At 61.7% G+C, this 4,886-nt stretch carries 8 protein-coding genes; 3 read left to right on the top strand and 5 right to left on the bottom strand.

The genetic code is table 11. From position 1 onward, the window contains the following. Window positions 1–105: 105 nt before the first annotated feature. From J4F42_21305 to dcd, 3 genes are read left to right on the top strand one after another with little or no spacing between them, the layout of a single operon-like run. Entirely contained in the window at window positions 106–507 is a 402-nt protein-coding gene (locus tag J4F42_21305; protein MCE2488060.1) for a nuclear transport factor 2 family protein, read from the top strand. Window positions 508–546: 39 nt separating this feature from the next. Beyond that, window positions 547–843, top strand: a complete 297-nt coding sequence (locus J4F42_21310; protein ID MCE2488061.1) for a hypothetical protein — start codon at window positions 547–549, stop codon at window positions 841–843. Next, entirely contained in the window at window positions 824–1,399 is a 576-nt protein-coding gene (gene dcd, locus J4F42_21315) for a dCTP deaminase (GenBank protein MCE2488062.1), read from the top strand. The genes J4F42_21310 and dcd overlap by 20 nt, the downstream gene beginning before the upstream one ends. A 75-nt stretch (window positions 1,400–1,474) precedes the next feature. Here the strand turns inward: dcd and J4F42_21320 are convergent, their stop codons facing one another. The 5 genes from J4F42_21320 to J4F42_21340 form a co-directional block, all read right to left on the bottom strand. After that, on the bottom strand, window positions 1,475–2,728 hold the full coding sequence (locus tag J4F42_21320; protein ID MCE2488063.1) for an MFS transporter: 1,254 nt from the start codon (window positions 2,726–2,728) through the stop codon (window positions 1,475–1,477). 10 nt (window positions 2,729–2,738) lie between these two features. Further along, on the bottom strand, window positions 2,739–3,059 hold the full coding sequence (locus J4F42_21325; protein MCE2488064.1) for a hypothetical protein: 321 nt from the start codon (window positions 3,057–3,059) through the stop codon (window positions 2,739–2,741). After that, window positions 3,056–4,171: an amidohydrolase gene (locus tag J4F42_21330; protein ID MCE2488065.1), complete on the bottom strand. Its 1,116-nt coding sequence runs from the start codon at window positions 4,169–4,171 to the stop codon at window positions 3,056–3,058. The genes J4F42_21325 and J4F42_21330 overlap by 4 nt, the downstream gene beginning before the upstream one ends. A 16-nt stretch (window positions 4,172–4,187) precedes the next feature. Next, window positions 4,188–4,637 carry a cyclase family protein gene (locus J4F42_21335; protein MCE2488066.1) on the bottom strand — a complete coding sequence of 150 codons (450 nt, stop codon included), beginning with the start codon at window positions 4,635–4,637 and terminating at the stop codon, window positions 4,188–4,190. Beyond that, the coding region (locus tag J4F42_21340; protein ID MCE2488067.1) for a hypothetical protein at window positions 4,552–4,886 on the bottom strand (335 nt) is incomplete at its 5' end. The genes J4F42_21335 and J4F42_21340, both read right to left, overlap by 86 nt.

Genomic DNA, 4,886 nt, shown 5'->3' on the forward strand with positions numbered 1-4,886 from the left:
ACAAACTCGGCCTCAAGAGTCCGTTTGAGGCCAACAGCCCGGTCAGCCTGGCCGCCTCCCAAGAGGCGGCCGGGATTGCCGCGGCAGACTAATAAGGAGTCAGCCATGGGAACCGCAGAAAACAAACAGGTGATCCGCGACGCGTTTACGGCCTGGGCCAACGGCGACGGCACGGCCTTCTTCAACACCCTGGCCGAAGATGTCCGCTGGACGGTGATCGGCACCAGCCCGGTGTCCCGGACCTACACCAGCCGCCAGGCATTTCTGGAGGGGGCGGCCAAGCCGCTCAACGCCAGGCTGGCCGGTCCGATCAGCCCGACCGTGGTCAACGTCATCGGCGAGGGCGACAGCGTGGTGCTCCAGTGGGAAGGCCAGGCCACCACAAAGTCCGGCAAGCCCTACAACAACAGCTACTGCTGGGTCATGCGCCTGGCCAACGGCAAGGTCGTCGAAGGCACGGCCTACATCGACACCGAGCTGGTCTCGGAGTTGTGGAAAGAGGCGTAGAAGATCATCCAAATAGAGAAGGGTAGGAGAGGAACACCAATGACCAACAAGCTCAAGGTTGGTTCACAAGTCTGGCTTCCCTGCGAGGTAAAACCGGGACCATTTTCCAATGAACGCTTGGTCCGAGTTGAACTTCCTAGTGAGCCGTGGGTTGGGTTTGTTGAGACAAATGTGCTGAAAGAGCCGATCACGGAAGGTGCCACTTTTATTCTGGCAACAATTGTCACCGTGGATAAGGAAACTTTTTCTGCCCGTTTACCAGGGCACGCGATCAAACAGGGTGAATTTACAGGCTCTCTCTCACAGGTGACTTCCGTTGATTCTCTCGCGGTCTGAAATTCTGGCATATATTCAAGATGGGCGATTGCGGTTTACTCCTACGGTTCCCCCGGAACGCATCGCCCAGGTCTCTATTGATCTACTCCTGGGGCGGAAGTTTACCACTTTTAAGAAAAATCCTCCTGCCTACATTTCCGCGATCCATGTAGACCCCTCCCTCTGGGAATCTGCGGATCTATGGGACTTCTATGAAGGAGAGCGCTTTCGCTTAGAGCCTGGTCAGTTTGTTCTGGCGCAGACATTAGAAGCAGTCACCATTCCTAACGACCTTGTTGGTCTTGTGGAAGGACGGAGCAGCTTTGCTCGTGTAGGGGTGACCGTTCACGTTACCGCTCCTAAAATCGATCCAGGCTTCCAGGGGCATGTTACCTTAGAGATGACAAACTTTGGAAATATGACTGTTGAACTTCGGGCGGAATTGGATCAGCCTGCCCAGCTCATGCTGATACGGCTGACTTCTCCCATTGCATCTCCAGACCTGTACGGAACTGGAGAGAACGACATCTTCCAATATCAAGATGATCCAATCCCACGTGGGAAAAAGCCTTCCTGACAAGTCCCTTAGAGACTGTTACGTGGAATAAGATGTCCGTCTAAAACGCAAGATTTTGGAAACCGGGCGGCTTGGTTATCCTTCCAGCTCAATCGGCTCGGGCACGACGAGGAAGTAATACACCAGGGTCGCCACCAGCAGCATGACGGCAATGGCCACCAGGGGCAGCTCCCAGCTACCCGTTGCCGCGACCAGAAAGCCGGCGCTCATCGGCCCGAAAATCCCGGCAAAATTGCCCGCCCCGTTCATCACTCCCGAGATGGCGCCAATCTGTTTGGGGTTCAGCTCGACCGGCACCGCCCAACACGCGCCACTGCCCAGATTGGTGAAATACATATACAGGGCCAGACACCCGACCGACACGAGAGGCCACGGCACGAACGCGGCGGCCAGGATGCTGGGAATACCCAGAAACGCGCACAGCGCGGGCGCCCGGGCACGGGCCGCGCGCGGACTCCAGCCACGCCGCAGCAAGACATCCGAAATCGTCCCGCCCGAGATCAAGCCCAAGGCGCCGGCCACGGTCGGGATCATGCCCAGTATCCCCATCGCTTCCAGCGAGAAGCCACGGGCCTGGACCAGATAGGTCGGCAGCCACAAAATGACCATCCACAGCCCGTACACCATGCACAGATAGGCCAGGGACAGCAGCAGGACGTGTCGATTCCTGAGAATGCGTAGCGGAGAGACCGTTGCCGTGGAACGCGGGGCCAGATTGTCTTCAATTTCCCGCAGCTCGTGTTTGCTGATTTTAGGATGTTCGGCCGGCGTGTTGGTCACCCACGCCAGCCACACGATCAACCACAGCCCACCCAAAGCGCCGTTAAAATAAAAGACCGCCGGCCAGGAAAACGTGGTGAGAATCCAGGTCGTCACCGGATAGGCCAGGGCTTGGCCCAGGTGCGAGCCGGACAGGCTGATATTCTGGGCCCGGCCATACTCGTAGCGTGGGATCCAACGCGCGTTCAGCACCGCATAGGCTGGAAAGCTGACCGATTCAAACAGGCCGACACTGAACCGCAGAGCAATCATCAGGCCGAAGGCGGCTGCTCCCAGCGGCGTCAGGGCGGTAAACAGCGAAAAGCCGACACACGCAATCGCCACTACCCAGACCGTATTCCAACGGTCGGCGATTATCCCGCCCGGAATCTGGAGTAGCGTGTAGCCCAGCAGAAAGGCCGAAAAAATCAGACCGAACTGGGCCTCATTCCAGCCCAGGGCAAGCATCATGACCGGGGCGGCAACCGAGATATTCACCCGGTCGGCGTAGTTGATCATGCTGCCCGTGGCCAGCAGGCCGACGAGTCGGTAGCGTACGGGGAAGGCCATGCGCTTCCCCTCAGGCCCGGATCAGATCGTGGGCGCGGAGTGTGACCGCAGAGTCCGCCCCGTCCTCAAAAAAATAATCGTCGGTGACCTGACTCATCGGCCCGAACTCCAGGTTCATGGCCACCACGTCCTCGCTCGGCCACCAGCGCAGACGCACCCCGAGCACTCCGGCCGGCACCGCGTGCTCGGTCTGTCGGCCGCCCGGCCCGTCGTAGAAATAGTCGCCCTCCTCACCCTCGCGCGAGACCAGCCAGCTGCCCATCCAGCGTTTGCGCCGCTCCTCGGCCAGCTCGGCCTCGCCCCAGTCCACCATCAGTCGGTCCGGCTTCATGCTCGCCCCTCGTCCGGCATCTCAAACCCGTACAGTTTGGCCGCCGTCCCGCCCAACACCTGACGCCGCTCGTCATCGCTCAGCTCGCCCATCGTGCGCTCAATGACCTCCCCGGAGCGCGGCCAGGTGCCCTCGTGGTGCGGGTAGTCATCGCCCCACATCAAGTTCTCGGCACCGATCCACTTGCGCGTCTCCAGGCCGATCGGATCATCCTGAAACGTGGCATAGCCCTGGCGGCGGAAATACTCGCTGGGCAACATCTCCAACTTGGGCGCGACCCAGAAGTGATGCTTCTGATAGCCCTCGTCCATGACCCACAGGGTCCAGGCCAGCCAGCCGATACCGGCCTCAACCGTGGCAAACCTGAGCTGCGGAAAGCGCTGCAAGATGCCCGACACACACATCTGGGTCACCGGCTCGATCGCGGTCGATAGCGCGTGCCACACATAGTTGAGGATCGCCCCGCCGTTGCCGGTTGCGGTGCGCGGGTCCTTGCCCGTCCCGACATGAAAGCTGATCGGCAGGCCGGCGTCCTGAATGGCCGCCCACAGCGGCTCGTACAGCGGCAGGTTATACGGCTGGTCCGGCACCTGGACCGGCAGAAAGACCACCCGGTAGCCGAGCCTGGCCACCCGCTCGACCTCTGTGACCGCCGTCTCGACATTCTGGGGCGCAATCGCCGCCACCGGCAGCGAGCGCTTCTGGCTGGGCGGGAAGACCTCAATCGCCCAGTCGTTCCACACCCGGCACAGCTCGGTCTGGTGCTCGGGGTCGGGCGAGGCCCACATCAACAGACCCCGGTTGGGATACACCACCTCGGCGTCAATGCCGTCCCGGTCCAGATCGGCGTGGCGTTTGCTCGCCTCCCAGCTACCGCCCCTGGCCCGTTCCAGATCGTCCCCGTCGAGGCTGAAATCCCGAATCCGGGTCGGCCGCTGGCCCTCAACGATCAGGGTTTTTCGGCCCCTGTCGTCCAGCTCCATGCGGGGCAGCCGGTGGCGAAACCTGGGCGCCACCCGGCGCTCCCACAGATCCGGCGGCTCCAGCACATGGCAGTCCGCCGATATCACACAATACGGTTTCTTCGTCTGTTCAGATCCCGCCGATGCCATAAGACCTCCTGTTGCTTCACTTGATCGCGTACGCATTAGCCGGCGACCCAACCCCGCCCGGCAGGTTGAGCGGCACCGACACCAGAAAGAACTCGTACACCCCGTCCTGGACGCAGTCCCGAGCCAGCTCTTCCAGATCCCACACCTCGCCGATCGGCATACCCTGCAGGGCGATCAGCCGCCGGTGCTGGAAGCCGCCCGTTTTAGCGTCAACCGGCAGCGCCTCAAGCGCCACATTATCCGAGGCCATGGCCGCAATCTGGTGGTCCCACAGCCAGGCCGCAGTCTCCTGCGTGGCGTCCAGGCCGGGACACGCCATGCCACCCTCGCCCGGATGCAGGGTCCCGCGCAGCGCCTCGCGGCCAGCCTCATCCAGCCCGTCATACCAGGCCAGCCAGCCCGTGCGCAGCAGCACAATATCCCCGGCCTGGACGCTCACCTGCTGCGCCTGGGCGACCCGCTGCAAAGCGCTGGGTCGCGTCCAGCGGACTGCCCTGGTGTTCCATATAGCGGGCCGCGTCCAGCAGTACACCGCGACCGACAATGCCGTGGCGGGCCCAGTTCTCAATGCCCAGCTCAGCCTTGTCATCCACCTGCTCGTCCTGGCGGCCGCCATAATAGCCGAACTCCCGGTAACGGATGTGGCGCAGGCTGTCCCACTGGCTCGAGCCCTGCATGGCAAAATTGTCCACATAGTCGTCACGCCCGCCGCGGT

Source organism: Desulfurellaceae bacterium (genome assembly GCA_021296095.1).
GTDB lineage: Bacteria > Desulfobacterota > Binatia > Bin18 > Bin18 > JAAXHF01.

Excerpts from the sequence above, each read along its gene's own strand:
- J4F42_21325 (MCE2488064.1), bottom strand. The coding sequence starts at position 3,059 with ATGAAGCCGGACCGACTGATGGTGGACTGGGGCGAGGCCGAGCTGGCC.
- J4F42_21320 (MCE2488063.1), bottom strand. The coding sequence starts at position 2,728 with ATGGCCTTCCCCGTACGCTACCGACTCGTCGGCCTGCTGGCCACGGGC.
- J4F42_21310 (MCE2488061.1), top strand. The coding sequence starts at position 547 with ATGACCAACAAGCTCAAGGTTGGTTCACAAGTCTGGCTTCCCTGCGAG.
- J4F42_21330 (MCE2488065.1), bottom strand. The coding sequence starts at position 4,171 with ATGGCATCGGCGGGATCTGAACAGACGAAGAAACCGTATTGTGTGATA.
- J4F42_21305 (MCE2488060.1), top strand. The coding sequence starts at position 106 with ATGGGAACCGCAGAAAACAAACAGGTGATCCGCGACGCGTTTACGGCC.